The following is a 21,350-nucleotide window of genomic DNA, read 5'->3' as shown; positions in this document are numbered from 1 at the left end:
GTGCACGGGGGTGTGCGCCACTCGCGGGGTCGTCCCCACGAGGGGTTCCGGACTCTAACCGTCCGCCACGGCCCGCAGATGCCCCGTCCCGGAAACTTCCCTCGCCCGAGGGAACCAGCTGTTCCTGTTACCGCCTCCCGTCACCCACACCTCTCACCAGTCGCCCCGCGAGGCCGATCCGGCGGTGAACTTCCGGACGACGTAGATGAGCCCGCCCACCAGTGCGACGAAGATCAGCAGCTTGAACAGCAGTCCGATCACGAAGCCGACCACGTTGGCTATCAGCCCGCCGAACACCACCAGGGCGATGATCGGCACCGCGACCCACTTCACCCACCACGGCAGCCCCGCGAAGATCTCTCGCATCGCCCTCGCCTTTCTCTCGTCCTCGATGTCCTGCCCTCGATGCTAGGTGCGGCAGCAGCCCGGACGGGGGCCTCGCACCCCTTGTCCTCCCCTGACCGGTCCCCTAGGGAATCCCGGGGCCGCGGGTCAGCTCTCGGGCGGAGAGAACACCACCAGGACCCGCAGATCCTCGCTGATGTGGTGGAACCGGTGCGGCACGCCGGCCGGGACGTACACCACGCTGCCGCGCGCCACCTGCGTGGTCTCCGTGCCGACGGTGATCGAGGCACGCCCGCTGACGACGAAGTACACCTCGTCCTGGCTGTGCGGTTTCTGCGGGTCCTGCTCCCCCGCGCTCAGTGCGTACAGGCCGACCGACATGTTCCGCTCACGCAGGAACTGCAGGTACGCCCCCTCGTGGGCGGCGCGTTCCGCCTCCAGTTCGTCCAGCCGGAATGCCTTCATCGTTGCGTCGCCCTCGCGCCCTGCTCGTAGCCGATGCGGTCTGCCACGATCAGACACATGATGAATTTCCTAGTCAAGACGATCGCCAACGCGGGCGCCCTCGCGGTCGCCGTGTGGCTGCTCGACAAGATAACCCTCACCGGTGACAGCACCGGCAAGAAGGCCGGCACCCTGCTGCTGGTGGCGCTGCTCTTCGGTCTGGTGAACTTCCTGGTCAAGCCCATCGTGAAGCTGCTCAGCCTGCCGCTGCTCATCCTCACGCTCGGCCTGTTCACCCTGGTGGTGAACGCGCTGATGCTGCTGCTGACCTCCTGGCTGGCCGACAAGCTGGATCTGAGCTTCCACGTCGAGGGCTTCTGGACCGCCGTCATCGGCGGCCTGATCATCTCGATCGTGTCCTGGGCGCTCAACGTCGTCCTGCCCGACAAGGACTGAGCGCCATGACGTACCGCGTCTGCTTCGTCTGCACCGGCAACATCTGCCGCTCCCCGATGGCCGAATCCGTCTTCCGCGCGCGCGTCGAGGAGGCCGGGCTGGACGGTCTGGTCGAGGTCGACAGCGCCGGCACCGGCGGCTGGCACGAGGGCGACCCGGCCGACCCGCGCACCGTCGCCGTCCTGGAGGAGCACGGGTACGCCGGTGAGCACACCGCCCGCCAGTTCCACCCCTCCTGGTTCGAACGGCTCGACCTCGTCATAGCGCTCGACACCGGACACGCCAAGGCGTTGCGCCGCCTCGCGCCCACCGAGCGGGACGCCGGGAAGGTGCGGCTGCTGCGCTCCTACGACCCCGCGGCGGGCGACGACCTGGATGTCCCGGACCCTTACTACGGGGCCAGGGACGGCTTCGAGGAGTGCCTTGAGATGGTGGAGGCGGCGAGCGCCGGACTGCTCGCCGCGGTACGTGAGCACGTGGAAGGGCAGGCGGCATGAACGTTTCGGGGCATTTCACGGGCGGTGACGGCACCCGCGCGGTGCGGGCGGGGCTGCCCGAGCCGGTCAAGTACGAGCCGACCCTGCCGGGACCGGTGTTCGCCGCGCACTTCCATCTGCCGGGCGAGCCCACCGGGCCGTACACCTACGGCCGGGACGAGAACCCGACCTGGACGCACCTCGAGGCGGCGATCGGCGAGCTGGAGGCGCCCGGGCAGGACGGAGTGGAGACGCTGGTCTTCGCCTCCGGCATGGCCGCGATCTCGTCGGTCCTCTTCTCCCAGCTGCGCGCGGGCGACGTGGTCGTGCTGCCCAGCGACGGCTACCAGGTGCTGCCCCTGGTGCGGGCGCAGCTAGAGGCCTACGGCGTCGAGGTGCGCACCGCGCCGACCGGCGGCGACGCCCAGCTCGACGTCCTGGACGGCGCGAAGCTGCTGTGGATCGAGAGCCCGTCCAACCCCGGCCTGGACGTCTGCGACATCCGCCGGCTCGTCGAGGCGGCCCACGCGCGCGGAGCCCTCGTCGCCGTGGACAACACGCTCGCCACACCGCTCGGACAGCGTCCGCTGGAGCTGGGCGCGGACTTCTCGGTGGCCAGCGGCACCAAGCAGCTCACCGGGCACGGGGACGTCCTGCTGGGCTATGTCACCGGCCGCGCGGGGGAGCCCATGACCGCCGTACGCCGCTGGCGCAAGATCGTCGGGGCGATTCCGGGGCCGATGGAGGCCTGGCTGGCGCACCGCTCGATCGCCACGCTCCAGTTGCGCGTGGAACGCCAGAACGCCACGGCCCTGCTGGTCGCCGAGGCGCTGCGGCAGCGGCCGGAGGTGACCGGGCTGCGCTATCCGGGGCTGCCCGGCGACCCGTCGCACAAGGTCGCCGCGCAGCAGATGCGGCGATTCGGATGCGTGGTGTCCTTCACGCTCCCCACGCGCGCGCGTGCGGACCGTTTCCTGGAGGCGCTGCGGCTCGTGGACGACGCGACGAGCTTCGGCGGGGTGCGGTCCACGGCCGAGCGGCGCGGACGCTGGGGCGGGGACGCGGTGCCGGAGGGCTTCGTCCGGCTGTCGGTGGGCGCCGAGGATCCCGAGGACCTCCTGGCGGATCTGCTGCGGGCGCTGGACGAGTCGGCGGACTGATCGGCCGCCGGGAGGACCGCATCGCATCCCGGCTACGTCGTTCGGACGGTCCGAGCCTCCCCCCTCGTGGCTCGGACCGTCCCCGGTTCCCGCGTGCAAGAACCGCGCGACCAAGGCTAGTTGACTGTGTGTCAGTGTCCAATCACAGTAACGACAGCGACCTATCGACTTATTTATAGTTGGGCCCCCTGCCGGGGGTCGGGAGGACGGCAGAGAGGGGGCATCGCCATGGACCTGGCCTTGCTGCGCACCTTCGTGACCGTGCACCGGGCCGGATCCTTCACCCGCGCGGCCGCCCTGCTGGGCCTGTCCCAGCCGGCCGTCACCTCACAGATCCGCACCCTGGAACGCCAGCTCGGCCGCCCGCTCTTCCTGCGGCAGGCCCGGGGCGTGACCCCCACGACCATCGGCGACGAGCTCGCCCACAAGGCCGCGCCGCATCTGGACGCCCTGGTGGAGATCGCCGAGACAGGACTCGACGACGAGTCCTCCTTACGCACCCTGCATCTCGCCGGCCCCCCGGAGTTCACCGCCGAGCGGGCCCTGCCCGCCCTGATCGCGCTGACCGACGACGCCCGACCGGGCTTCACCCTGCGGGCCTCCTTCGGGCACGCCGCGGAGGTCCTGGACGGACTGGCCGCCGGGCACCACGATCTCGTCATCAGTACGGCCCGGCCGCGCGGCGCCCTGCTCACCGCGACTCCGCTCTGCGACGAGGAGCACGTCCTGGTCGCCCCGCCGCGCTGGGCCGAGCACATCGGCCCCGGAGAGCCGCGTCGCTCGGGAGTGCCCGCCCTGGAGAAGGTGCCCGTGGTCGAGGTCCACGAGTCACTGCCTTTCGTCTCTCGCTACTGGGCGTCCGTCTTCGACTCTCGCCCGGTCACCTCCGGCACCGTCATCGTCCCGGATCTGCGTGCGGTCCTCGCCTGCGCGATCGCCGGGGCGGGGATCGCCGTTCTGCCCCGCTATCTGTGCACGGCCGCACTGGAACGCGAGGAGATCGTCGCCGTTCACGAACCGGCGGTACCGCCGCTGCGTACCTATTTCCTGGTGGTCCGTACCGGGACCCTGGCGATGCCGCATATCGCACGGGCTCACGAGTGGCTCCAGGCGGCCGCCGCCGACTGGTGCTGAGCTCTTGCGCGGCGCGCAATCCGGCCGTCACTCCATGAGCCCCATCGGTCACGTTTCGCGATGTTTCACGTGGAACCAGCCGGGCCACATTTCACCCATGACCGTCCGACCCGTGGTCAAGCGCACCGCCCGCGCCGTTCTTCTGGACGGTGACGACCTGATCCTCATCAAGCGCACCAAGCCCGGTGTGGATCCCTACTGGGTGACTCCCGGCGGCGGGGTCGAGCCCGGGGACCCGACCGTCGTCCACGCCCTGCACCGCGAGGTCTACGAGGAACTGGGCGCCAAGATCACCGATGTCGTGCCCTGCTTCGTGGACACCGTGGAGCACATCGGCGAGGACGCCGGCTCGACCGGTGTGAAGGTGCAGCACTTCTTCGTCTGCCGGCTGGAGTCGATGGATCCGGCTCTGCGGCACGGTCCCGAGATGGAGCATCCCGCGGGCGAGTACGAGATCGTGCGGGTGCCGTTCACCCGGGTCGGGATCGCCTCCGTCCACCTGGTGCCGCTGTCGCTGCGGCACTACCTGGACGGGAACATCGAGGGCGTACGGGCCATGCACGCGCCGGATCTGGGCTGAGGGGCTGAGGCACCCGCGCCGTGCCCCGGATGCCGCACCCGCGGCCCCGGCTGTCCTCGGCCGCTCTCAGCCGCTCGCGGAGACCAGTTCCTCCACCGCGTCGTGCCGTATGCGGTGCGACGGGATGCCGACGTTCCGGAGGGCGTCCACACCGCTGCGGATCATCCCCGGCGGGCCGGAGAGATAGGCGTCGTACTCGTTCCACGGGCCGTACTCGCGGATCGCGTCGGGGAGCTGGAGGTGCGCCTGCTGGTCGATGATCGCGCGCACCGACAGCCAGGGATGGCTCTGCTGGAGCCTGAGCATCGTGTCGATGTCGTACAGGTCCTGGTCGGTGCGGGCGCCGTAGAAGACCTCGACCGGGCGTCGTTCGCCGTGCTCGGCGACATCCTCGACCAGCGCCTTGATCGGTGCGATGCCGGTGCCGCCGCCCAGACAGAGCAGTCCGCTGTCGGTGGCGTGGTCGACGGTCATGGACCCGGCCGGGGGGCCGAGGCGGATGACGTCGCCGGGCCGGGCCCGGTGCACCAGGGCGTTGGAGACCCAGCCCGCGGGAACCGCCTTCACGTGGAACGTCAGCAGGCCGTCGGAGCGAGGGGCGGAGGCGAAGGAATAGTGGCGCCAGACGCGCGGCCACCACGGTGTCTCCACGCTCGTGTACTGCCCGGCGAGGAAGGGGTAGGGCTGGTCCGGGCGGACGGTGAGGACCGCGATGTCGGGGGTCCGCAGATCGTGCGCGACGACCTCGGCGTACCACCAGGCGGGGGCGCGCAGCTCGTCCGCGGCCGCGGCGTCGATCATGACCTGCGAGATCGTCGTGTACGTCCTTACCCAGGCCGCTTCGGTGTCCTCGTCCCACACCGCTTCGGCGTACCGGCTCAGGGCACCGATGAGGCATTCGCCGACGGCCGGATAGTGCTCGGGCCGGGTGCCGTACTTGCGGTGCCCGCGGCCCAGGTTCTGCAGGTAGTCGACGAGGATTGGGGTGTTGTCGATGTGCTCGGCGGCGGTGAGCAAAGCCTTCAGGAGGCGGTCCCGCTGGGTGTCCATCGCGGGCGGGAAGAGGGACCGCAGGTCGGGGTGGCGGACGAAGAGCAGCGCGTAGAAGTACGAGGTGACCTTGTCGGCCACGGAGGCGATCTCGGCCATCGTCCGGCGGACGAGCACCGCGTCCGGTGACGCCTCCTGAGCGTCAGGGTCTGGCATCCCGGATACGACGGACGCGGCAGCGGGCAGGGAAGGCCGGGAGGGATCGAGGACGGATATCGGGGGCGCCGAGGATGTCTCGGCGGACTGGGGAGCGGCTGCCATGTCCCGCTCACCCTCCGGTTCCGTCGCCGGCTTCCTGCGTGGCGTGAACCAGCCGTCCACGCCGCCGGACGTGCCGTTGTCGGCCGACGTGGTGGTCGGAGCGTCCATGCTGTGCCTCGCCTCGAACATCTCTCGGTCGGTCTGCGCACTTCCGCGATCGGAAGGTGCCTGCTTCCCCTGCAGACGGCTTGCTCTCCCCCATGCGCTGCCGCGTCCGACACGGCGTCGGTCAACCCGCCTCTGAGTGTGCCTCAGCCGTATACCCCGGAACGCGAGTCCTCGATCTCGCCGCCCGGTCAGGCTGCCCTGCCCTGCTCTCGCCCCGTCCCGGAGAGACCTGTCACGTCTTCCCGGGCGGGAACCGGACTCGACCATACCGGCCACCGCGCCGCGCACAAGTCCCCCCTTCATCGGCCATGGACCGGACCGTGGGGCGAACCATGTGTTCTCTCAATTACCGGGCTTCACAGACCAATTCATAGGCATCCCACAGATCCTTCCTCCCACAGGTGTGGGTGCTCAGGCCGGTCGGATGCCCGTCGGCGTTGACCGCGACGGAGACGGGTACGACTGCGAACAAGTCCTTGTCCGACGACGAGTCGCCGTTATGCAACACAGTCGGCCCGCGTCCCCCCGAACCGCCGGAACAGCCGATCGGCGATCAGCACCTTCGCCGCGGCACTGAGCACACCCGCTGGGTGCACCGGCTCGGTGAACGGCGCAGCGGGGAAGCGCGACCCGTCTGCGCCCACCGGATGCGCACCGCCGCGCCTACTCCGGCGGACTTGTCTCCCCGGCCGAGACCACCCGGTCGATCGCCACCCCGCGTCAGGCGGACGCCCGCCGTTCGTCGACGTTTCACGTGAAACATCTCGCCCCGGTCGTCCCGCTGTGCCCATGGTCACGGCATGGCCAAAAGGACGTACGTCTCACTCGAAACAGGTGGACGCCGAGGGCACCCGTCGGACAGCCTGACCTGCGTGCCCACTCCTTCCCTCGCCGCTCTGCCCATCCGCCGTCTGACGCTTCGCGATCTCGCCGCCTGCGCCGACCTGTCCGAGAACCGGGGGTGGCCACGCGAGGAGCACAAGTGGGGCTTCCTCCTCACCGCCGGGAAGGGATACGGCATCGACGACCCCGACGGCGGCCTGGTCAGCGCCTGCGCCGTCACGGAGTACGGCCCTCATGACCGCCCCGAACTGGCTGCCGTCGGCATGGTGCTGGTTGCCGATCGGTACGCCCGCCAAGGCATCGGGCGCCGTCTGATGCGCCATGTCGTCTCCCTCATGGGCACCACCCCGCTGACGCTGCATGCGACGCCCTACGGTCGCCCGCTCTACGAAGAACTCGGCTTCAAGGTCACCGGCCGGGCCGAGATGCTGCGGGGGCGCTTCACACCGGGCGGGCCGGGAACGAAGGTCGCCACCCGGCCGGCCACGGCGGAGGACCTCCAGGCGATTCTGCGGCTCGACGAGGAGGTGTTCGGCGCCGACCGGACGCACATCATCACCCGGCTGCCCGCCTTCGCCGACCAGCTGCGGGTCGCCGAGGAGCGCGGCCGGATCATCGGCTACACGGCCGCATGGCCCAACATGGACACCCATGTGGTGGGTCCGCTGATCGCCCGTGACACGGAGACCGCGCAGGCGCTGATCGCCTCCCTGGCCGCCCACACCGACCGTCCGCTGCGGACCGACATCGACGTGCGGCACGAAGACCTGCTGGCGTGGGCGAAGGAGCGCGGGCTGGCCTCCGTCGCCTTCAACACGGTGATGACCTATGGCATCGGGGAGCTGCCCGGTGACTGGAGCCGGCGCTTCGCTCCACTGACGGTGGCCGCGGGCTGAGCCGCCCACGCGGCGTCTACACCGCCCGCACGCCGAAGACGCCGGTCCCCGTTTCGGGAACCGGCGTCTTCGTCGCGCGGGGGAACCGATCGGTCAGACGAGGGCTTCCACGGCGGCGGTCGCGAAGGCGTGGTCCTGCTCCGGCGCGCCGCCGCCGACACCGATGGCGCCGACCAGCCGGCCGTCGCGGTGCACCGGCACGCCGCCCGCGATGAAGAGCAGCGGCTGGCTGAGCGCTGTCGGGAGGCTGTGGAACGGCCCGTCGGGCTTCACCGCGTCGACCAGATCAGCGGTCGGAGCATTGAGCTGGAGGGCGGTGTACGCCTTGCGGGTGCTGGTCTCCCCGGAAATCAGGACGGCCCGGTCGTCCCGGCGGAAGGCCAGCAGATGCCCGCCGGCGTCCAGGACGGTGACGCTGACCGTGACACCCTCGGCCTCGGCGGCGCGGGAGGCGGCGGCGACCAGGGTCTCGGCGTCCTGCGTGGACAGCGGGGGGACGGCGGCGGTGGTGCTCATGAGGGGGTTTCTCCTTGGGCGGGGTGTTGTCGCTGTGTGAAGGGCTGTCGTGGCGTCCGCGGGGACGGCCCTGGCCCCGCGGCCCTTCCGATCAGCTCGATGGGGATCGGCTCGACGGGGGTCGGCTCGGTGGGGGGATCGGTGTGGTGGCCGACCAGGTCAGTGGTGGACGATGGTCCGCTGCTCGGTGACGGGGACGGACGCCGGTGCGGCAGTGGCCTCGCGGCGCTCCAGGGCTGCCGAGAGGATCGCCAGGAGCAGGGCGGCGGCGGCCAGCAGCGCACCCACCCAGTTGGGAGCGGTGTAGCCGAGCCCGGCCGCGATCACGAGGCCGCCGAGCCAGGCGGAGAGCGCGTTGCCGAGGTTGAAGGCGCCGATGTTCACGGCGGAGGCCAGCGTGGGGGCGCCGTGCGCCTGGTCGAGGACCCGCTTCTGCAGCGGCGGCACGGTGGCGAAGCCCAGGGCGCCGATCAGCGTGATCGTGACGGCAGCGAGGATCTTGTTGTGCGCGGTGAGCGTGAAGAGGGCGAGCACCAGGGCGAGCGCGCCCAGCGAGACGTAGAGCATGGGCATCAGCGCGCGGTCGGCGAACCTGCCGCCGACGAGGTTGCCGCCGACCATGCCAAGACCGAAGAGGACGAGCAGCCAGGTGACGGAGCCTTCGGCGAAACCGGCGGCGTGGGTCATCATCGGCGCGATGTAGGTGATGGCCGCGAAGACGCCGCCGAAGCCGAGGACGGTCATCGCCATGGCGAGCAGAACCTGCACGTTCTTGAACGCGGCCAGTTCGTGGCGCAGGTGCACGCCTTCCGCCTTGGGCATGTCGGGCACCAGCTTGGCGATGCCGGCCAGGCCGACGACACCGAGCGCGGCGACGATGGCGAAGGTGACGCGCCAGCCGATGGACTGGCCGACGAGGGTGCCCAGCGGGACGCCGACGACGTTGGCCACGGTCAGTCCGGTGAACATCATCGCGATGGCTCCGGCCTTCTTGTCCGGGGCGACCAGGTCGGCCGCGACGACCGAGCCGATGCCGAAGAAGGCGCCGTGGGCGAGTGACGCGACCACCCGGCCGATCAGCATGACCCCGAAGACGGGGGCGACGGCGGACAGCAGGTTGCCGACGATGAACAGACCCATCAGCAGCATCAGCATCCGCTTGCGGGAGATCTTGGTGCCGAGCACGGTCATCAGCGGGGCGCCGAACATCACGCCGAGGGCGTAGCCGGTCACCAGGTAGCCGGCGGTGGGAATGGAGACCCCGTAGTCGGCGGCGACCTCGGGCAGCAAGCCCATGATCACGAACTCGGTCGTTCCGATCCCGAAGGCCCCGATCGCGAGGGCCAGTAGCGCGAGAGGCATGAGGGGAGTACACCTTCCGAGAAGATTGCAGGAGCGCTTTGCGTGCGTCCACAATAGTTGCAGACGCGGGATAATTGCAAGCGCGGGATATTGCGCCTTTGCTCTATCCTGGAATCCACCCGCCCGGGACGGAGGAGAACACCCATGACAGCGACGGACCCCGCGCTCACCGCTCTCGCCCAGGGCTGGTGCGCCCTCTCCCTGCTCCACGGCCGCATCGAGGCGCACATCGAGCGTGCCCTCCAGGCCCGGCACGGGCTGAGCGTGCGCGAGTACTCCCTGCTCGACGTGCTCAGCCGGCAGCACGACGGTGAAGGCGGGCACCTGCAGATGAAGCAGGTCGCCGACGCGGTCGTGCTCAGCCAGAGCGCCACCACGCGCCTCGTGACCCGACTGGAGGACCGCGGCCTGCTGGAGCGCTACCTGTGCCCCACGGACCGTCGCGGCATCTACACCAATGTCACCGAGGCGGGCCTGAAGCTGCTGGCGGAAGCGCGCCCGACCAATGACGTGGCCTTGCGCGAGGCGCTGGACGAGGCCGCGAAGGTCCCGGAGCTGGCTCCCCTGGTCCGGGTCGTGGAGTCGGGGCGCGTGCCCGCATAGGGTGCGGGCATGGGAGATCTTGAGATACGTGCGGCGGTCGCCGACGACGTCCCCGCGATCGTGGCGATGCTCGCGGACGACCCGCTGGGCGCCCAGCGGGAGTCACCCGATGATCTGAGTCCGTATCTGACCGCGCTTCAGCGGCTCACCGACGACCCAAATCAGCACCTGGTCGTGGCGGTCCGCGACGGCCGCGTGGTGGGAACGCTTCAGCTCACGATCATCCCCGGCCTCTCCAGGCGTGGGACCGTTCGGTCGATCATCGAGGCCGTCCGCATCCACGCCGAGGAGCGGGGCAGCGGCCTGGGCACCCAGCTCATCGAGTGGGCGATCGAGACATCCCGGAGCGAGGGCTGCCAGCTGGTGCAGCTGACGTCCGACACGTCCCGGGTGGACGCCCACCGCTTCTACGAGCGACTGGGTTTCACCGCGTCCCACGTCGGCTTCAAGCTTCAGCTCTGATCGGCGAAGGGGTCTGTTCCACGTGAAACAGACCCTTCATCGACCGTCGGCCGGCTCGCTACTTGATCCCCCGCCACCCCTCGGGGTCCACGCCTCCCGGAACATCGGCCGTCTCGTCGTACGGCCGACGCGTGAAGACGAACGAGCCGAGGTCCAGATGGCTGACGGACCCGTCCGGCCGCCGTACGGCCCGGAGCACTTCCCCGGCGTAGTAGCCCTCCAGACCGGTCCAGGTGCCGTCGCCGTTCGCACGGAAACGGGAACGGCGGCCGGCGGTCAACGGCCCGAGGGAGACACCGCCGTCGGCCGTGAGCCGTAGGGCGAACACCTGCGTCCCCCAGTACCACTGCCCCGCCAGCTCCAGTACCGACGGGTCGACATCGGGCAGCGGACGCCAGGGCTCGGGGATACGGGGCTCCGCCTCGGCGACGATCCGTACGAGGTCGGCGCCCAGGGCGGCCGGCAGCGGACCGGACGTGCAGTTGGTCAGCACGACCGCCGCGACATCGTCGTCCACACTGATGGTGAGGTTCGCCAGGAAGCCCGGCAGCGAGCCCGAGTGGCCCACCAGCAACCGGCCGTTCCAGTGGAAGACCTGAAGCCCGAGGCCGTAGGTGACACCTGCGGCGAGATCCGCGAGTTCTGCCGGGGCGGCAGGGGCCCGCATCTCCCGTACGGTCTCCGCGCTCAGCACCCGCTCGTCGCCGTACGTCAGGAAGACGGCGAACTTGGCCAAGTCGCCGGTCGTCGACCACAGTTGTCCGGCCGGAGCCATTCGGCCCAGGTCCTCCACCGGTTCCGGCAGCAACACATCGGCCCAGGGATGAACCGCCCAGCCACCGGCATGCGGGGCGGACGGCTGGCCACTCGTTCGAGTCAGGCCCAGCGGTTCGAGCACTTCCCGTCGGAGGACGTCCTCCCAAGGGGCACCGCGCAGCTTCTCGACCAGTGCGCCGAGCAGGGTGTAGCCGGGGTTCGAGTAGTGGTGGCGACGGCCCACCGGATGCCGGAAGGGCTGCTCACCGAGGACGTCCGCGAGCTCCGGGCGCAGAGAGCCGGGGGTGCGTTCCCACCAGGGCCCGGGGGACTCGGCGGCCAGGCCGCTGGTGTGCGCCAGCAGTTCGGCGATGGTCGCCTCCCCCGCTCCCGTGCCGGGCAGATGCTTCTCGAGCGGGTCGCCGAGGGACAGGACGCCCTCGTCCCGCAGCCTGAGGACGAGGACCGCGGTGAACGTCTTGGTGATCGAGCCGATCCGGTACTGCACGTTCTCGTCCGGAGCATGCCCATCCACCGAGGTCCTCGCCCCGTGCCATACGACCCGACCGCCCCTGACCACGGCCGCCACCAGCGACGGTGTGCGTCCTTCGGACTGGGCTACGGCGATCCGGTGGAGCAGTGCCCGCCGGGTGCCGGGAAGCAGCTCTTGGTGAGATGTCGTCATGCGCCCAGTCCATCCCGCCAAGGGGCAGGGCGTCGAGTCCATTTACCCCGAGGCGACGCCGCAACGAAGCTCAGGCGTCGTGCGGTGCCCCGGGGTCAGCCTCGGTGGTGCTCGGAACTCGTGATCCGGTACCGGGTCACGTTCCCCTCGGCCGACCACCGGTGGAAGCCGGCCTTCTCCAGCACACGAACCGAGGGCGGGTTGGAGGGTTCCACGTCGGCGATCACGGTGTGGACGTCCGGTGCGGCGAGAGCGAACCTCGCCAATGCCTCGGTGGCCTCCGGCGCGTAGCCCCGGCCGCGGCGGGACGGCACGATGCCGTACCCGATCTCGACGACACCCTCGCTCGGCGGCCAGAAGAGACCGATCGAGCCCACCACCAGACCACCCACCCGCTCGATGATCAGACGGTGGCCGTAGGCGTCGAGCCAGGCGGGGTGCTGGTCGAAGAGGCCGGCGATCACGCGGTCCCCTTCGGCGGGGAAGTCGTCCGCCCAGTGCGCGAACCTGGACTCGCCGAGAACCGCGGCGGCTTCACCCGTGGTCCAAGACCGCAGAACGAGACGCTCGGTGGTCAGGTCGGCATGGGCGGATGAGGAGGAGAGAGACACGTTGACTCCTGGTCATGAGAACGACCGGGCCGCGCGCCGCTGACGCGCGGGCCGGACAAGGGCAGGCTGAAGACGGCCGACGGCGGCCATATTCATCAACCTCCCGGTCCGAAGGACACGCGTCTCTCGCGCCGAGGGGACGGTAACAACCACTTCTCCGCCCGGGCAAAGCACTTTCGCGCCTCGCACCGGGCCGGCTCGCGGGTGGTGCCCCGGACGGTGACCTCAGGTCTGTGCCATGTCGACGAACCGCGAGTAGTGGCCCTGGAAGGCGACCGTGATCGTCGCCGTCGGGCCGTTTCGGTGCTTGGCCACGATCAGGTCGGCCTCACCCGCACGGGGAGACTCCTTCTCGTAGGCGTCCTCGCGGTGCAGCAGGATGACCATGTCGGCGTCCTGCTCGATGGAGCCGGACTCTCGCAGGTCCGAGACCATCGGCTTCTTGTCGGTCCGCTGCTCGGGACCACGGTTCAGCTGGGACAGCGCGATGACCGGAATCTCCAGCTCCTTGGCCAGGAGCTTGAGGTTACGGGACATGTCCGAGACCTCCTGCTGCCGGCTCTCGGCGCGCTTGGAACCGCCGGACTGCATCAGCTGGAGGTAGTCGATGACGACCAGGCGGAGGTCGTTGCGCTGCTTCAGGCGGCGGCACTTCGCGCGGATCTCCATCATCGACAGGTTCGGGGAGTCGTCGATGTAGAGCGGGGCCGCCGAGACGTCCGGCATCCGCCGGGCCAGCCGGGTCCAGTCCTCGTCGGTCATCGTTCCGGAACGCATGTGGTGCAGGGCGACCCGGGCCTCGGCGGACAGCAGACGCATCGCGATCTCGTTGCGGCCCATTTCGAGGGAGAAGATGACGCTCGGCAGGTTGTGCTTGATCGACGCGGCCCGGGCGAAGTCCAGCGCGAGCGTCGACTTACCCATGGCGGGACGCGCAGCGATGACGATCATCTGGCCTGGGTGCAGACCGTTGGTCAGCGAGTCGAAGTCGGTGAAGCCCGTGGGCACACCGGTCATCTCTCCGCTGCGCGAGCCGATCGCCTCGATCTCGTCGAGGGCGCCCTCCATGATGTCGCCCAGCGGCAGATAGTCCTCGCTGGTGCGCTGCTCGGTGACCGCGTAGATCTCGGCCTGGGCCCGGTTGACGATCTCGTCGACGTCGTCGTCGGCCGCGTATCCCATCTGGGTGATGCGGGTTCCGGCCTCGACCAGGCGGCGCAGGACCGCGCGCTCGTGGACGATCTCCGCGTAGTACTCGGCGTTCGCCGCCGTGGGCACCGTCTGCACGAGGGTGTGCAGATACGCGGCGCCGCCGACCTTGTTGATCTCGCCGCGCTTGGTCAGCTCGGCGGCGATGGTGATGGGGTCGGCCGGCTCGCCCTTGGCGTAGACGTCGAGGATGGCCTGGTAGATCGTCTCGTGGGCAGGCTTGTAGAAGTCGTGGCCCTTGAGGATCTCGACGACGTCGGCGATCGCGTCCTTGGAGAGCAGCATGCCGCCGAGGACGGACTGTTCGGCGTTGAGGTCCTGGGGCGGGACCCGCTCGAAGGCGGAACCTCCGCCGTCCCACGCGCCGTTCTCACTGCCCCGGTCGTGCTGCTCGTCGCGGCCTCGGCCGCCGTCGGGACGCCGGCGGGAGGGCAGGCGATCGCTGGGACCGCTGTCGGCCCACGGATCGTCCAAGGGCTCGGAAATGCTCACCGAGCCACCTCCTCCCGTCCGCGGAAACGGACCTCGCCGTGCCCTCTTTTCTAAGGCACGGCACTGACAAAACGAGAAGCCCAACTCCGCTTCATGGACGCCGGTTTTATGGTGGTTTCCCGGTCGGCGGACGGAGCGGGCGCCGGACCACGGTAGGCCCCCCGGCACCGTCAGCCAATCTGGTTATCCACAGGCCATGTGGACGACGGGCCCGATGCTGTGGAGAACTGCCCGAAACCTGTGCACGACCCGGTGGACAGGCCTGTGAACAAGAACTCGCGTGACCTCACGCAACACGCCTGACCTGCTGCTTTCCCGTCCACCGGCTGTGCAGAAGAAAAACTTCCCCAGTCGGGCCAAGATCACATGACGTCGCACACAGCAGTGCACGCCCCCGGACAAAGAGTAAGGACCTCAAAGGCTTTGCGTCACTTACCTGTGGACGATTAGATTGGTGCTCATGACACAGGCTCCCGCGACCCCCGCAGCCGTCCGGCGACAGCACGATCGAGAGATCGTCGCGCTGGCCGTCCCGGCCTTCGGCGCACTGGTCGCCGAGCCCTTGTTCATCCTGGCCGACAGTGCGATCGTCGGGCACCTCGGCACCGCCCAGCTCGCCGGTCTCGGCGTCGCCTCCGCTCTTCTCACCACGGCGGTGAGCGTGTTCGTCTTCCTCGCCTACGCCACTACCGCCGCCGTCGCCCGCCGTGTGGGAGCCGGTGAACTCCAGGCCGCCATCCGTCAGGGCATGGACGGTATCTGGCTCGCCCTGCTGCTGGGCGCCGGAGTCATCGCCGTCGTCCTGCCCACCGCCCCCGCGCTGGTGGGCCTGTTCGGCGCCTCCGAGACAGCGGCCCCCTACGCGACCACCTATCTGCGCATCTCGGCACTCGGCATACCCGCCATGCTCGTCGTCCTCGCCGCGACCGGCATCCTGCGCGGACTCCAGGACACCAAGACCCCGCTCTACGTCGCCATCGCCGGCTTCGTCGCCAACGGCGCCCTCAACGCGGGCCTCGTCTACGGTGCCGACCTCGGTATCGCGGGCTCAGCCTGGGGCACCGTGATCGCCCAACTGGGTATGGCCGCCGCCTATCTCGTGGTGGTCGTCCGCGGTGCCCGCCGCCACGGAGCTTCGCTGCGCCCCGACGCCGCCGGGATCAGGGCCTCCGCCCAGGCGGGCGTCCCGCTGCTGGTGCGCACGCTTTCCCTGCGGGCGATCCTGATGATCGCCACCGCGGTGGCGGCCCGGCTCGGTGACGCCGACATCGCCGCCCACCAGATCATCCTGTCGCTCTGGAGCCTGCTCGCCTTCGCTCTCGACGCCATCGCCATCGCAGGACAGGCCATCATCGGGCGGTACCTCGGCGCCGGCGACGCCCAGCGTGCCCGGGACGTCTGCCGCCGCATGGTCCAGTGGGGCATAGCCGTCGGCATCCTGCTGGGCTTGCTGGTGATCGTGTCCCGACCACTCTTCCTGCCCCTGTTCACCAGTGACTCCACGGTGAAGGAGGCCGCGCTGCCCGCCCTGCTCGTCGTCGCCCTCTCTCAGCCGATCAGCGGCGTGGTCTTCGTCCTGGACGGTGTCCTGATGGGCGCCGGAGACGGGCCGTATCTGGCCTGGGCGATGGTGGTCACCCTGGCGGTCTTCACTCCGGTGGCCCTGCTCGTGCCCACGGTCGGGGGCGGGCTCACCCTCCTGTGGATCGCGATGACGCTGATGATGACCGTGCGCATGGCCACGCTGTGGCTGCGCACCCGCTCCGGCCGCTGGCTCGTCACCGGGGCGACCCGCTGACACTGCCTCCCGCACGTTTCACGTGAAACCGCCGTTTCACGTGAAACGCCGCGCGAAAAACGCCAAGGCTTTCTTCGTCCGGAACGAAGAGGGCGCCCGAACGAAGAGGGGCCGCACCCTGAACGGGTGCGGCCCCTCTCTCAGCTGTTCCAGCCGAGCGCGGCGATCAGGCCGCGATGACCTCGATGTTGACCTTGGCGGCAACCTCGGGGTGCAGACGCACGGACGTCTCGTGGGCGCCCAGGGTCTTGATCGGCGCGCCGAGCTCGATACGGCGCTTGTCGACCTCGGGACCACCGGCGGCCTTGATCGCCGAGGCGACGTCGGCCGGGGTGACAGAACCGAAGAGACGACCGGCGTCGCCGGAGCGAACGGCCAGGCGGACCTTGACACCCTCGAGCTGGGCCTTCACAGCGTTGGCCTGCTCGATGGTCTGGATCTCGTGGATCTTGCGAGCACGACGGATCTGCTCGACGTCCTTCTCGCCACCCTTGGTCCAGCGGATCGCGAACTTCCGCGGGATCAGGTAGTTGCGAGCGTAGCCGTCCTTGACGTCGACGACGTCGCCCGCGGCACCGAGGCCGGAGACCTCGTGGGTGAGGATGATCTTCATGTTTCGGTCACCCTTCCCTTAGCGCGCGGTGGACGTGTAGGGCAGCAGCGCCATCTCACGGCTGTTCTTGACGGCCGTGGCGACGTCACGCTGGTGCTGCGTGCAGTTGCCGGTCACGCGGCGGGCACGGATCTTGCCGCGGTCGGAAATGAACTTCCGCAGCATGTTCGTGTCCTTGTAGTCCACGTACGTGACCTTGTCCTTGCAGAAAGCGCAGACCTTCTTCTTCGGCTTGCGCACAGGCGGCTTCGCCATGGTGTATCTCCTGTGTGATCAAGAAGTTGGGGTGCGAGCCCGCCCTTAGAAGGGAGGCTCGTCCGAGTAGCCGCCACCGCCGCCGGAGCCGCCGCCCCAGCCGCCGCCACCCTGGTTGCCACCGGCAGGAGCGCCGGTCGCCCAGGGGTCGTCGGCGGGAGCGCCGCCACCCTGCTGGCCGCCGCCGGGGCCGCCGCCCCAGCCGCCGCCCTGCTGGCCGCCGCCACTGCCGCCGCCGTAACCGCCCTGGCCACCCCGGCCGCTGGTCTTGGTGACCTTGGCCGTGGCGTTGCGCAGGCTGGGGCCGACTTCCTCGACGTCCAGCTCGAAGACCGTGCGCTTGACACCCTCACGGTCCTCGTACGACCGCTGCTTCAGCCGGCCCTGCACGATGACGCGCATGCCTCGCTGAAGGGACTCGGCGACGTTCTCCGCCGCCTGGCGCCAGACCGAGCAGGTCAGGAAGAGGCTCTCGCCGTCCTTCCACTCGTTGGTCTGACGGTCGAAGGTGCGGGGGGTGGACGCGACACGGAACTTCGCGACCGCCGCACCGGAGGGGGTGAAGCGCAGCTCGGGGTCGTCGACAAGATTGCCGATGACCGTGATGACGGTCTCGCCTGCCATGGGGGAACCTCTCGGCGGGTTTGCTGCTGCTGGCTGCTGGTGGTGCTACTCGAATCCCGAGATCAGCTGAGCGACAGGGCTCAGTGCATCTCGGGGCGGAGGACCTTGGTCCGGAGGACCGACTCGTTCAGGTTCATCTGGCGGTCGAGCTCCTTGACGACCGCAGGCTCGGCCTGCAGGTCGATGACCGAGTAGATGCCCTCGGGCTTCTTCTTGATCTCGTACGCGAGACGACGACGGCCCCAGGTGTCGACCTTCTCGACCTTTCCGCCGCCGTCACGGACGACAGAAAGGAAGTTCTCGATCAGCGGGGAGACAGCGCGCTCCTCGATATCGGGGTCGAGGATGACCATCACCTCGTAGTGACGCATGTGGAACCCACCTCCTTTGGACTCAGCGGCCACGGTCGTTCCGTGGCAGGAGGGTTGTGATGCGTACGCAACGGTATCCGCCACCACTGACAATCGAGGGTCGGTGAGCGGCTTCCCCAGGTGGGCCTGGTGTTATCTCCTGGCGTTCCTGGGCAGACACCGGTGCAGACGGTACAGACTACCCGCACACCCGCTTCCGGTTGAAATCCGGCCGCGAGGGCACGCAGTCTGTACACATCGGGTGTGTATGGCGCTACAGTGCGCCGCCTTCCGCGCAAGGAGGTGCCACATGGCACAGGCATTGCGACCCAATACCGCCGGTTCTCTCTTCGCCACCGATGGCAGGTCCCACCCCGTCCAGGGCGCCCTGCTGGCGGTGACCCTGGTACTGGGCGTGGTCTCGTTCATCACGGCGCAGTTCCACAGCCTGCATCTGCTGAGCTCCTGGACCGGACTGTTGGGGATCATCACCGGCGCGTACGGCCAGTGGATCTCGGAAACGACCCGCGAACGCTTCGGGCTGATCCTGGGCCTCGGTGCCTCCGGACTCGGCTTCTTCCTCGGCATGGCACACGGCGGTCTCTTCGGCTGAGACCCCGGCCGTACGCGGCACCTCGTTCCCGCCCCGGCCGCCGAGGCCGGGGCGAAGGTGCCGTGCGCCCAGTCAGGCCGCTTCCCGGGCGCAGTAGGCTTCGGCGCTAGAGCCGGAGCCCCTGTACCCATGGGGACACACCAGCCCGAGGAGCGCCCCGAATGAGCCTGACCCTGAGGACCATCAGTCGCGAGCAGCATCTGGCCTACATCCAGAGCCTGCCGGCGGCGAGCCACATGCAGGTCCCGGCCTGGGCTGACGTCAAGGCGGAGTGGCGCTCGGAGAACCTCGGCTGGTTCGACGAGCGGACGGGCGAGCTGGTCGGCGTGGGTCTGGTCCTCTACCGCCAGCTTCCGAAGATCAAGCGCTACCTGGCCTATCTGCCCGAGGGCCCGGTCATCAACTGGTTCACGCCGAATCTGGAGGACTGGATCCGGCCGATGCTGGCGCACCTGAAGCAGCAGGGCGCCTTCTCGGTGAAGATGGGCCCGCCGGTGATCATCCGGCGCTGGGAGGCCGCCTCCATCAAGGCGGGCATCCAGAACCCGGACGTGAAGCGGCTGCGGGACATCGAGGCCGACTTCATCGAGCCGCGCGCCTTCGAGGTGGCCGACAAGCTGCGCCGGATGGGCTGGCAGCAGGGCGAGGACGGCGGCGCCGGCTTCGGTGACGTGCAGCCCCGCTACGTCTACCAGGTGCCGCTCGCCAACCGGTCCCTGGAAGAGGTGCACAAGAACTTCAACCAGCTGTGGCGCCGCAACATCAAGAAGGCCGAGAAGGCCGGGGTCGAGGTCGTCCAGGGTGGCTACCACGACCTGGAGGAGTGGCAGCGGCTGTACGAGATCACGGCGGTCCGCGACCACTTCCGGCCCCGCCCGCTGTCGTACTTCCAGCGCATGTGGACGGCCCTCAACAGCGAGGACCCCAACCGCATGCGGCTGTACTTCGCCCGGCACAACGGCGTGAACCTGTCCGCGGCGACGATGCTGATCGTCGGCGGCCACGTCTGGTACTCCTACGGCGCCTCCGACAACATCGGCCGTGAGGTCCGGCCCTCGAACGCGATGCAGTGGCGGATGCTGCGCGACGCCTACGCGCTCGGCGCCACCGTCTACGACCTGCGGGGCATCTCCGACTCGCTGGACGAGTCCGACCACCTCTTCGGTCTGATCCAGTTCAAGGTGGGCACGGGCGGCCAGGCCGCCGAATACCTCGGCGAGTGGGACTTCCCGCTGAACAAGCTGCTGCACAAGGCGCTCGACATCTACATGTCGCGCCGCTGAGCGTTCGGCGTTTGCTTCGATAGCTTCCACACCTCTGATACACCGCAGCCACGAGAAAGGTTCCAGGTCCGGCCATGGCGCTCACGCTCTACGTCGACACCGCGCGCTGGCGGGCGCACCACAAGCATGTGCAGGAGCAGTTCCCGGGACTGGTCCCGGTCTGCAAGGGCAACGGCTACGGCTTCGGGCACGAGCGGCTTGCGGAGGAGGCCACGCGTCTGGGCACCGACATGCTGGCCGTCGGCACCACGTACGAGGCTGCGCGGATCAAGGACTGGTTCGGCGGTGACCTGCTGGTGCTGACGCCGTACCGGCGCGGCGAGGAGCCCGTGCCGCTGCCCGACCGGGTGGTGCGGTCGGTGTCGTCCGTCGACGGCGTGTACGGCCTCGTGGGCGCCCGGGTGGTCATCGAGGTGATGTCCTCGATGAAGCGGCACGGCATCAGCGAGCAGGATCTGCCGCAGCTGCACACCGCGATCGAGAACGTGCGACTGGAGGGTTTCGCGATCCATCTGCCGCTGGACCGCACCGACGGATCGGACGCCGTCGAGGAGGTCATCGGCTGGATGGACCGGCTGCGCGCGGCCCGGCTGCCGCTGCACACGATGTTCGTCAGCCACCTCAAGGCCGAGGAACTGGCCCGGCTCCAGCAGCAGTTCCCGCAGACGCGTTTCCGTGCCCGCATCGGCACGCGGCTGTGGCTGGGCGACCACGAGGCCACCGAGTACCGCGGCGCCGTCCTGGACGTGACCCGGGTCTCCAAGGGCGACCGCTTCGGCTACCGCCAGCAGAAGGCGGCCTCCGACGGCTTCCTCGTGGTCGTGGCGGGCGGAACGTCGCACGGAGTGGGTCTGGAGGCCCCGAAGGCGCTGCACGGCGTGATGCCGCGCGCCAAGGGCGTCGCCCGGGCCGGCCTCGCCACGGTCAACCGGAACCTCTCTCCGTTCGTCTGGGGCGGCAAGCAGCGCTGGTTCGCCGAGCCGCCGCACATGCAGGTGTCCATCCTGTTCGTGCCCGCCGACGCCCCGGAGCCGAAGGTCGGCGACGAGCTGGTGGCCCATCTACGGCACACCACCACCCAGTTCGACCGGCTCGTGGACCGCTGAGCGCACGGGGCACGCCCCACCGGGCACGGCAGAAGGCCGTACGCGAGACCCGCGTACGGCCTTCTGCATGATGCCTCCCCGCAGATGTTCGCTCAGAGCGAACCGGGCGGGCCGGGAGGGCTGTCGGCCGCCTTCGACGTGCCCCATTCGACCTGGGGCCCCTGCGGTACCCCGAAGTGCGCGGCGTGGCGCGGTGGCCGGGCCGCTGCGCCCACCACGAAGACGTCCTCGGCTCCGTCGAGCACCCCTCCGGAGGGGT

General features: G+C 69.5%; 24 protein-coding genes and 1 pseudogene. 12 read left to right on the top strand and 13 right to left on the bottom strand.

The annotated features are described in order from the left end of the window. Positions 1 to 153 precede the first annotated feature (153 nt). Complete coding sequence (locus tag CCN42_RS26065) at positions 154 to 366, bottom strand: DUF5326 family protein (RefSeq protein WP_086739269.1); 213 nt, start codon at positions 364 to 366, stop codon at positions 154 to 156. Between the two features lie 126 nt (positions 367 to 492). Continuing rightward, a complete protein-coding gene (locus CCN42_RS26060; RefSeq protein ID WP_086739268.1) occupies positions 493 to 810 on the bottom strand; it encodes a cupin domain-containing protein in 318 nt (105 codons plus the stop codon). 57 nt (positions 811 to 867) lie between these two features. On the opposite strand from CCN42_RS26060, the gene CCN42_RS26055 reads away from it, so the two are divergent. The 5 genes from CCN42_RS26055 to CCN42_RS26035 all read left to right on the top strand — a co-directional run bounded on the left by CCN42_RS26055 (position 868) and on the right by CCN42_RS26035 (position 4,595). Continuing rightward, positions 868 to 1,245 carry a phage holin family protein gene (locus CCN42_RS26055; protein WP_086168999.1) on the top strand — a complete coding sequence of 126 codons (378 nt, stop codon included), beginning with the start codon at positions 868 to 870 and terminating at the stop codon, positions 1,243 to 1,245. A 5-nt stretch (positions 1,246 to 1,250) separates the two neighbouring features. Beyond that, positions 1,251 to 1,742, top strand: a complete 492-nt coding sequence (locus CCN42_RS26050) for a low molecular weight protein-tyrosine-phosphatase (protein WP_086739266.1) — start codon at positions 1,251 to 1,253, stop codon at positions 1,740 to 1,742. Beyond that, entirely contained in the window at positions 1,739 to 2,881 is a 1,143-nt protein-coding gene (locus tag CCN42_RS26045) for a cystathionine gamma-lyase (protein ID WP_086739264.1), read from the top strand. The genes CCN42_RS26050 and CCN42_RS26045 overlap by 4 nt, the downstream gene beginning before the upstream one ends. A gap of 228 nt (positions 2,882 to 3,109) precedes the next feature. Beyond that, a complete protein-coding gene (locus tag CCN42_RS26040) occupies positions 3,110 to 4,015 on the top strand; it encodes a LysR family transcriptional regulator (protein WP_086739262.1) in 906 nt (301 codons plus the stop codon). A gap of 97 nt (positions 4,016 to 4,112) precedes the next feature. Next, positions 4,113 to 4,595: an NUDIX domain-containing protein gene (locus CCN42_RS26035; protein ID WP_086739261.1), complete on the top strand. Its 483-nt coding sequence runs from the start codon at positions 4,113 to 4,115 to the stop codon at positions 4,593 to 4,595. Positions 4,596 to 4,661: 66 nt separating this feature from the next. On the opposite strand, the gene CCN42_RS26030 is transcribed toward CCN42_RS26035, so the two are convergent. Both CCN42_RS26030 and CCN42_RS44765 read right to left on the bottom strand, forming a co-directional pair. After that, on the bottom strand, positions 4,662 to 6,035 hold the full coding sequence (locus CCN42_RS26030; RefSeq protein ID WP_086739259.1) for a globin domain-containing protein: 1,374 nt from the start codon (positions 6,033 to 6,035) through the stop codon (positions 4,662 to 4,664). Between the two features lie 325 nt (positions 6,036 to 6,360). After that, positions 6,361 to 6,703: pseudogene (locus CCN42_RS44765) on the bottom strand (hydrolase); the annotation flags it as partial. Between the two features lie 183 nt (positions 6,704 to 6,886). On the opposite strand from CCN42_RS44765, the gene CCN42_RS26020 reads away from it, so the two are divergent. Further along, the gene (locus CCN42_RS26020; RefSeq protein WP_086739257.1) at positions 6,887 to 7,753 is read left to right on the top strand and encodes a GNAT family N-acetyltransferase; all 867 of its coding nucleotides are present in this window, start codon (positions 6,887 to 6,889) and stop codon (positions 7,751 to 7,753) included. 93 nt (positions 7,754 to 7,846) lie between these two features. Here CCN42_RS26020 and CCN42_RS26015 read toward each other — a convergent pair whose 3' ends face one another. After that, the gene (locus tag CCN42_RS26015; protein ID WP_086739255.1) at positions 7,847 to 8,269 is read right to left on the bottom strand and encodes a GlcG/HbpS family heme-binding protein; all 423 of its coding nucleotides are present in this window, start codon (positions 8,267 to 8,269) and stop codon (positions 7,847 to 7,849) included. A 159-nt stretch (positions 8,270 to 8,428) separates the two neighbouring features. Further along, positions 8,429 to 9,631, bottom strand: coding sequence for an MFS transporter (locus CCN42_RS26010; protein ID WP_086739253.1), 1,203 nt, complete (start codon positions 9,629 to 9,631; stop codon positions 8,429 to 8,431). A 144-nt stretch (positions 9,632 to 9,775) separates the two neighbouring features. Here CCN42_RS26010 and CCN42_RS26005 point away from each other — a divergent pair, with 144 nt between their 5' ends. Both CCN42_RS26005 and CCN42_RS26000 read left to right on the top strand, forming a co-directional pair. Continuing rightward, complete coding sequence (locus CCN42_RS26005) at positions 9,776 to 10,234, top strand: MarR family winged helix-turn-helix transcriptional regulator (RefSeq protein WP_086169008.1); 459 nt, start codon at positions 9,776 to 9,778, stop codon at positions 10,232 to 10,234. Between the two features lie 9 nt (positions 10,235 to 10,243). Then, complete coding sequence (locus tag CCN42_RS26000; protein WP_086739251.1) at positions 10,244 to 10,696, top strand: GNAT family N-acetyltransferase; 453 nt, start codon at positions 10,244 to 10,246, stop codon at positions 10,694 to 10,696. A gap of 58 nt (positions 10,697 to 10,754) precedes the next feature. Here the strand turns inward: CCN42_RS26000 and CCN42_RS25995 are convergent, their stop codons facing one another. The 3 genes from CCN42_RS25995 to dnaB all read right to left on the bottom strand — a co-directional run bounded on the left by CCN42_RS25995 (position 10,755) and on the right by dnaB (position 14,449). Continuing rightward, positions 10,755 to 12,137 carry a serine hydrolase domain-containing protein gene (locus tag CCN42_RS25995; protein ID WP_086739249.1) on the bottom strand — a complete coding sequence of 461 codons (1,383 nt, stop codon included), beginning with the start codon at positions 12,135 to 12,137 and terminating at the stop codon, positions 10,755 to 10,757. 95 nt (positions 12,138 to 12,232) lie between these two features. Then, positions 12,233 to 12,748: a GNAT family N-acetyltransferase gene (locus CCN42_RS25990; RefSeq protein ID WP_086739247.1), complete on the bottom strand. Its 516-nt coding sequence runs from the start codon at positions 12,746 to 12,748 to the stop codon at positions 12,233 to 12,235. A 225-nt stretch (positions 12,749 to 12,973) separates the two neighbouring features. Next, on the bottom strand, positions 12,974 to 14,449 hold the full coding sequence (gene dnaB / locus CCN42_RS25985; RefSeq protein WP_086169012.1) for a replicative DNA helicase: 1,476 nt from the start codon (positions 14,447 to 14,449) through the stop codon (positions 12,974 to 12,976). Positions 14,450 to 14,909: 460 nt separating this feature from the next. Between dnaB and CCN42_RS25980 the strand changes: the two genes are divergently transcribed. Next, positions 14,910 to 16,247 carry an MATE family efflux transporter gene (locus tag CCN42_RS25980; RefSeq protein WP_086739271.1) on the top strand — a complete coding sequence of 446 codons (1,338 nt, stop codon included), beginning with the start codon at positions 14,910 to 14,912 and terminating at the stop codon, positions 16,245 to 16,247. A gap of 166 nt (positions 16,248 to 16,413) precedes the next feature. Here CCN42_RS25980 and rplI read toward each other — a convergent pair whose 3' ends face one another. The 4 genes from rplI to rpsF all read right to left on the bottom strand — a co-directional run bounded on the left by rplI (position 16,414) and on the right by rpsF (position 18,110). Further along, entirely contained in the window at positions 16,414 to 16,860 is a 447-nt protein-coding gene (gene rplI, locus CCN42_RS25975) for a 50S ribosomal protein L9 (RefSeq protein ID WP_086169014.1), read from the bottom strand. An 18-nt stretch (positions 16,861 to 16,878) separates the two neighbouring features. Continuing rightward, positions 16,879 to 17,115 (bottom strand): 30S ribosomal protein S18, encoded by a 237-nt coding sequence (gene rpsR / locus CCN42_RS25970; RefSeq protein ID WP_003949403.1) that lies wholly within the window; start codon positions 17,113 to 17,115, stop codon positions 16,879 to 16,881. A gap of 45 nt (positions 17,116 to 17,160) precedes the next feature. After that, positions 17,161 to 17,739 (bottom strand): single-stranded DNA-binding protein, encoded by a 579-nt coding sequence (locus CCN42_RS25965; RefSeq protein WP_086739245.1) that lies wholly within the window; start codon positions 17,737 to 17,739, stop codon positions 17,161 to 17,163. 80 nt (positions 17,740 to 17,819) lie between these two features. After that, a complete protein-coding gene (rpsF, locus tag CCN42_RS25960; protein ID WP_086739243.1) occupies positions 17,820 to 18,110 on the bottom strand; it encodes a 30S ribosomal protein S6 in 291 nt (96 codons plus the stop codon). 289 nt (positions 18,111 to 18,399) lie between these two features. Between rpsF and CCN42_RS25955 the strand changes: the two genes are divergently transcribed. The 3 genes from CCN42_RS25955 (at position 18,400) to CCN42_RS25945 (ending at position 21,091) form a co-directional block, all read left to right on the top strand. Next, positions 18,400 to 18,702 carry a hypothetical protein gene (locus CCN42_RS25955; protein WP_086169737.1) on the top strand — a complete coding sequence of 101 codons (303 nt, stop codon included), beginning with the start codon at positions 18,400 to 18,402 and terminating at the stop codon, positions 18,700 to 18,702. A 161-nt stretch (positions 18,703 to 18,863) separates the two neighbouring features. Then, positions 18,864 to 19,985 carry a peptidoglycan bridge formation glycyltransferase FemX gene (femX, locus tag CCN42_RS25950; RefSeq protein ID WP_086169738.1) on the top strand — a complete coding sequence of 374 codons (1,122 nt, stop codon included), beginning with the start codon at positions 18,864 to 18,866 and terminating at the stop codon, positions 19,983 to 19,985. A 74-nt stretch (positions 19,986 to 20,059) separates the two neighbouring features. Continuing rightward, positions 20,060 to 21,091 carry an alanine racemase gene (locus tag CCN42_RS25945; protein ID WP_086739241.1) on the top strand — a complete coding sequence of 344 codons (1,032 nt, stop codon included), beginning with the start codon at positions 20,060 to 20,062 and terminating at the stop codon, positions 21,089 to 21,091. Positions 21,092 to 21,350 lie beyond the last annotated feature (259 nt).

It is taken from the genome of Streptomyces glaucescens, from assembly GCF_002154375.1.
Lineage (GTDB): Bacteria > Actinomycetota > Actinomycetes > Streptomycetales > Streptomycetaceae > Streptomyces > Streptomyces glaucescens.
This window is presented reverse-complemented; position numbering and strand designations above follow the sequence as displayed.

Bases quoted from the DNA above. Each gene is read 5' to 3' on its own strand.
- CCN42_RS26045 (WP_086739264.1), top strand. From the start codon at position 1,739: ATGAACGTTTCGGGGCATTTCACGGGCGGTGACGGCACCCGCGCGGTG.
- CCN42_RS26000 (WP_086739251.1), top strand. From the start codon at position 10,244: ATGGGAGATCTTGAGATACGTGCGGCGGTCGCCGACGACGTCCCCGCG.
- CCN42_RS25945 (WP_086739241.1), top strand. From the start codon at position 20,060: ATGGCGCTCACGCTCTACGTCGACACCGCGCGCTGGCGGGCGCACCAC.
- CCN42_RS26015 (WP_086739255.1), bottom strand. From the start codon at position 8,269: ATGAGCACCACCGCCGCCGTCCCCCCGCTGTCCACGCAGGACGCCGAG.
- CCN42_RS26060 (WP_086739268.1), bottom strand. From the start codon at position 810: ATGAAGGCATTCCGGCTGGACGAACTGGAGGCGGAACGCGCCGCCCAC.
- rplI (WP_086169014.1), bottom strand. From the start codon at position 16,860: ATGAAGATCATCCTCACCCACGAGGTCTCCGGCCTCGGTGCCGCGGGC.
- femX (WP_086169738.1), top strand. From the start codon at position 18,864: ATGAGCCTGACCCTGAGGACCATCAGTCGCGAGCAGCATCTGGCCTAC.
- CCN42_RS26035 (WP_086739261.1), top strand. From the start codon at position 4,113: ATGACCGTCCGACCCGTGGTCAAGCGCACCGCCCGCGCCGTTCTTCTG.
- CCN42_RS26055 (WP_086168999.1), top strand. From the start codon at position 868: ATGATGAATTTCCTAGTCAAGACGATCGCCAACGCGGGCGCCCTCGCG.
- CCN42_RS26030 (WP_086739259.1), bottom strand. From the start codon at position 6,035: ATGTTCGAGGCGAGGCACAGCATGGACGCTCCGACCACCACGTCGGCC.
- CCN42_RS26010 (WP_086739253.1), bottom strand. From the start codon at position 9,631: ATGCCTCTCGCGCTACTGGCCCTCGCGATCGGGGCCTTCGGGATCGGA.
- CCN42_RS25995 (WP_086739249.1), bottom strand. From the start codon at position 12,137: ATGACGACATCTCACCAAGAGCTGCTTCCCGGCACCCGGCGGGCACTG.
- CCN42_RS25980 (WP_086739271.1), top strand. From the start codon at position 14,910: ATGACACAGGCTCCCGCGACCCCCGCAGCCGTCCGGCGACAGCACGAT.
- CCN42_RS26005 (WP_086169008.1), top strand. From the start codon at position 9,776: ATGACAGCGACGGACCCCGCGCTCACCGCTCTCGCCCAGGGCTGGTGC.
- CCN42_RS26040 (WP_086739262.1), top strand. From the start codon at position 3,110: ATGGACCTGGCCTTGCTGCGCACCTTCGTGACCGTGCACCGGGCCGGA.
- CCN42_RS25955 (WP_086169737.1), top strand. From the start codon at position 18,400: ATGGCACAGGCATTGCGACCCAATACCGCCGGTTCTCTCTTCGCCACC.
- CCN42_RS26065 (WP_086739269.1), bottom strand. From the start codon at position 366: ATGCGAGAGATCTTCGCGGGGCTGCCGTGGTGGGTGAAGTGGGTCGCG.
- rpsF (WP_086739243.1), bottom strand. From the start codon at position 18,110: ATGCGTCACTACGAGGTGATGGTCATCCTCGACCCCGATATCGAGGAG.
- CCN42_RS25965 (WP_086739245.1), bottom strand. From the start codon at position 17,739: ATGGCAGGCGAGACCGTCATCACGGTCATCGGCAATCTTGTCGACGAC.
- rpsR (WP_003949403.1), bottom strand. From the start codon at position 17,115: ATGGCGAAGCCGCCTGTGCGCAAGCCGAAGAAGAAGGTCTGCGCTTTC.
- CCN42_RS26050 (WP_086739266.1), top strand. From the start codon at position 1,251: ATGACGTACCGCGTCTGCTTCGTCTGCACCGGCAACATCTGCCGCTCC.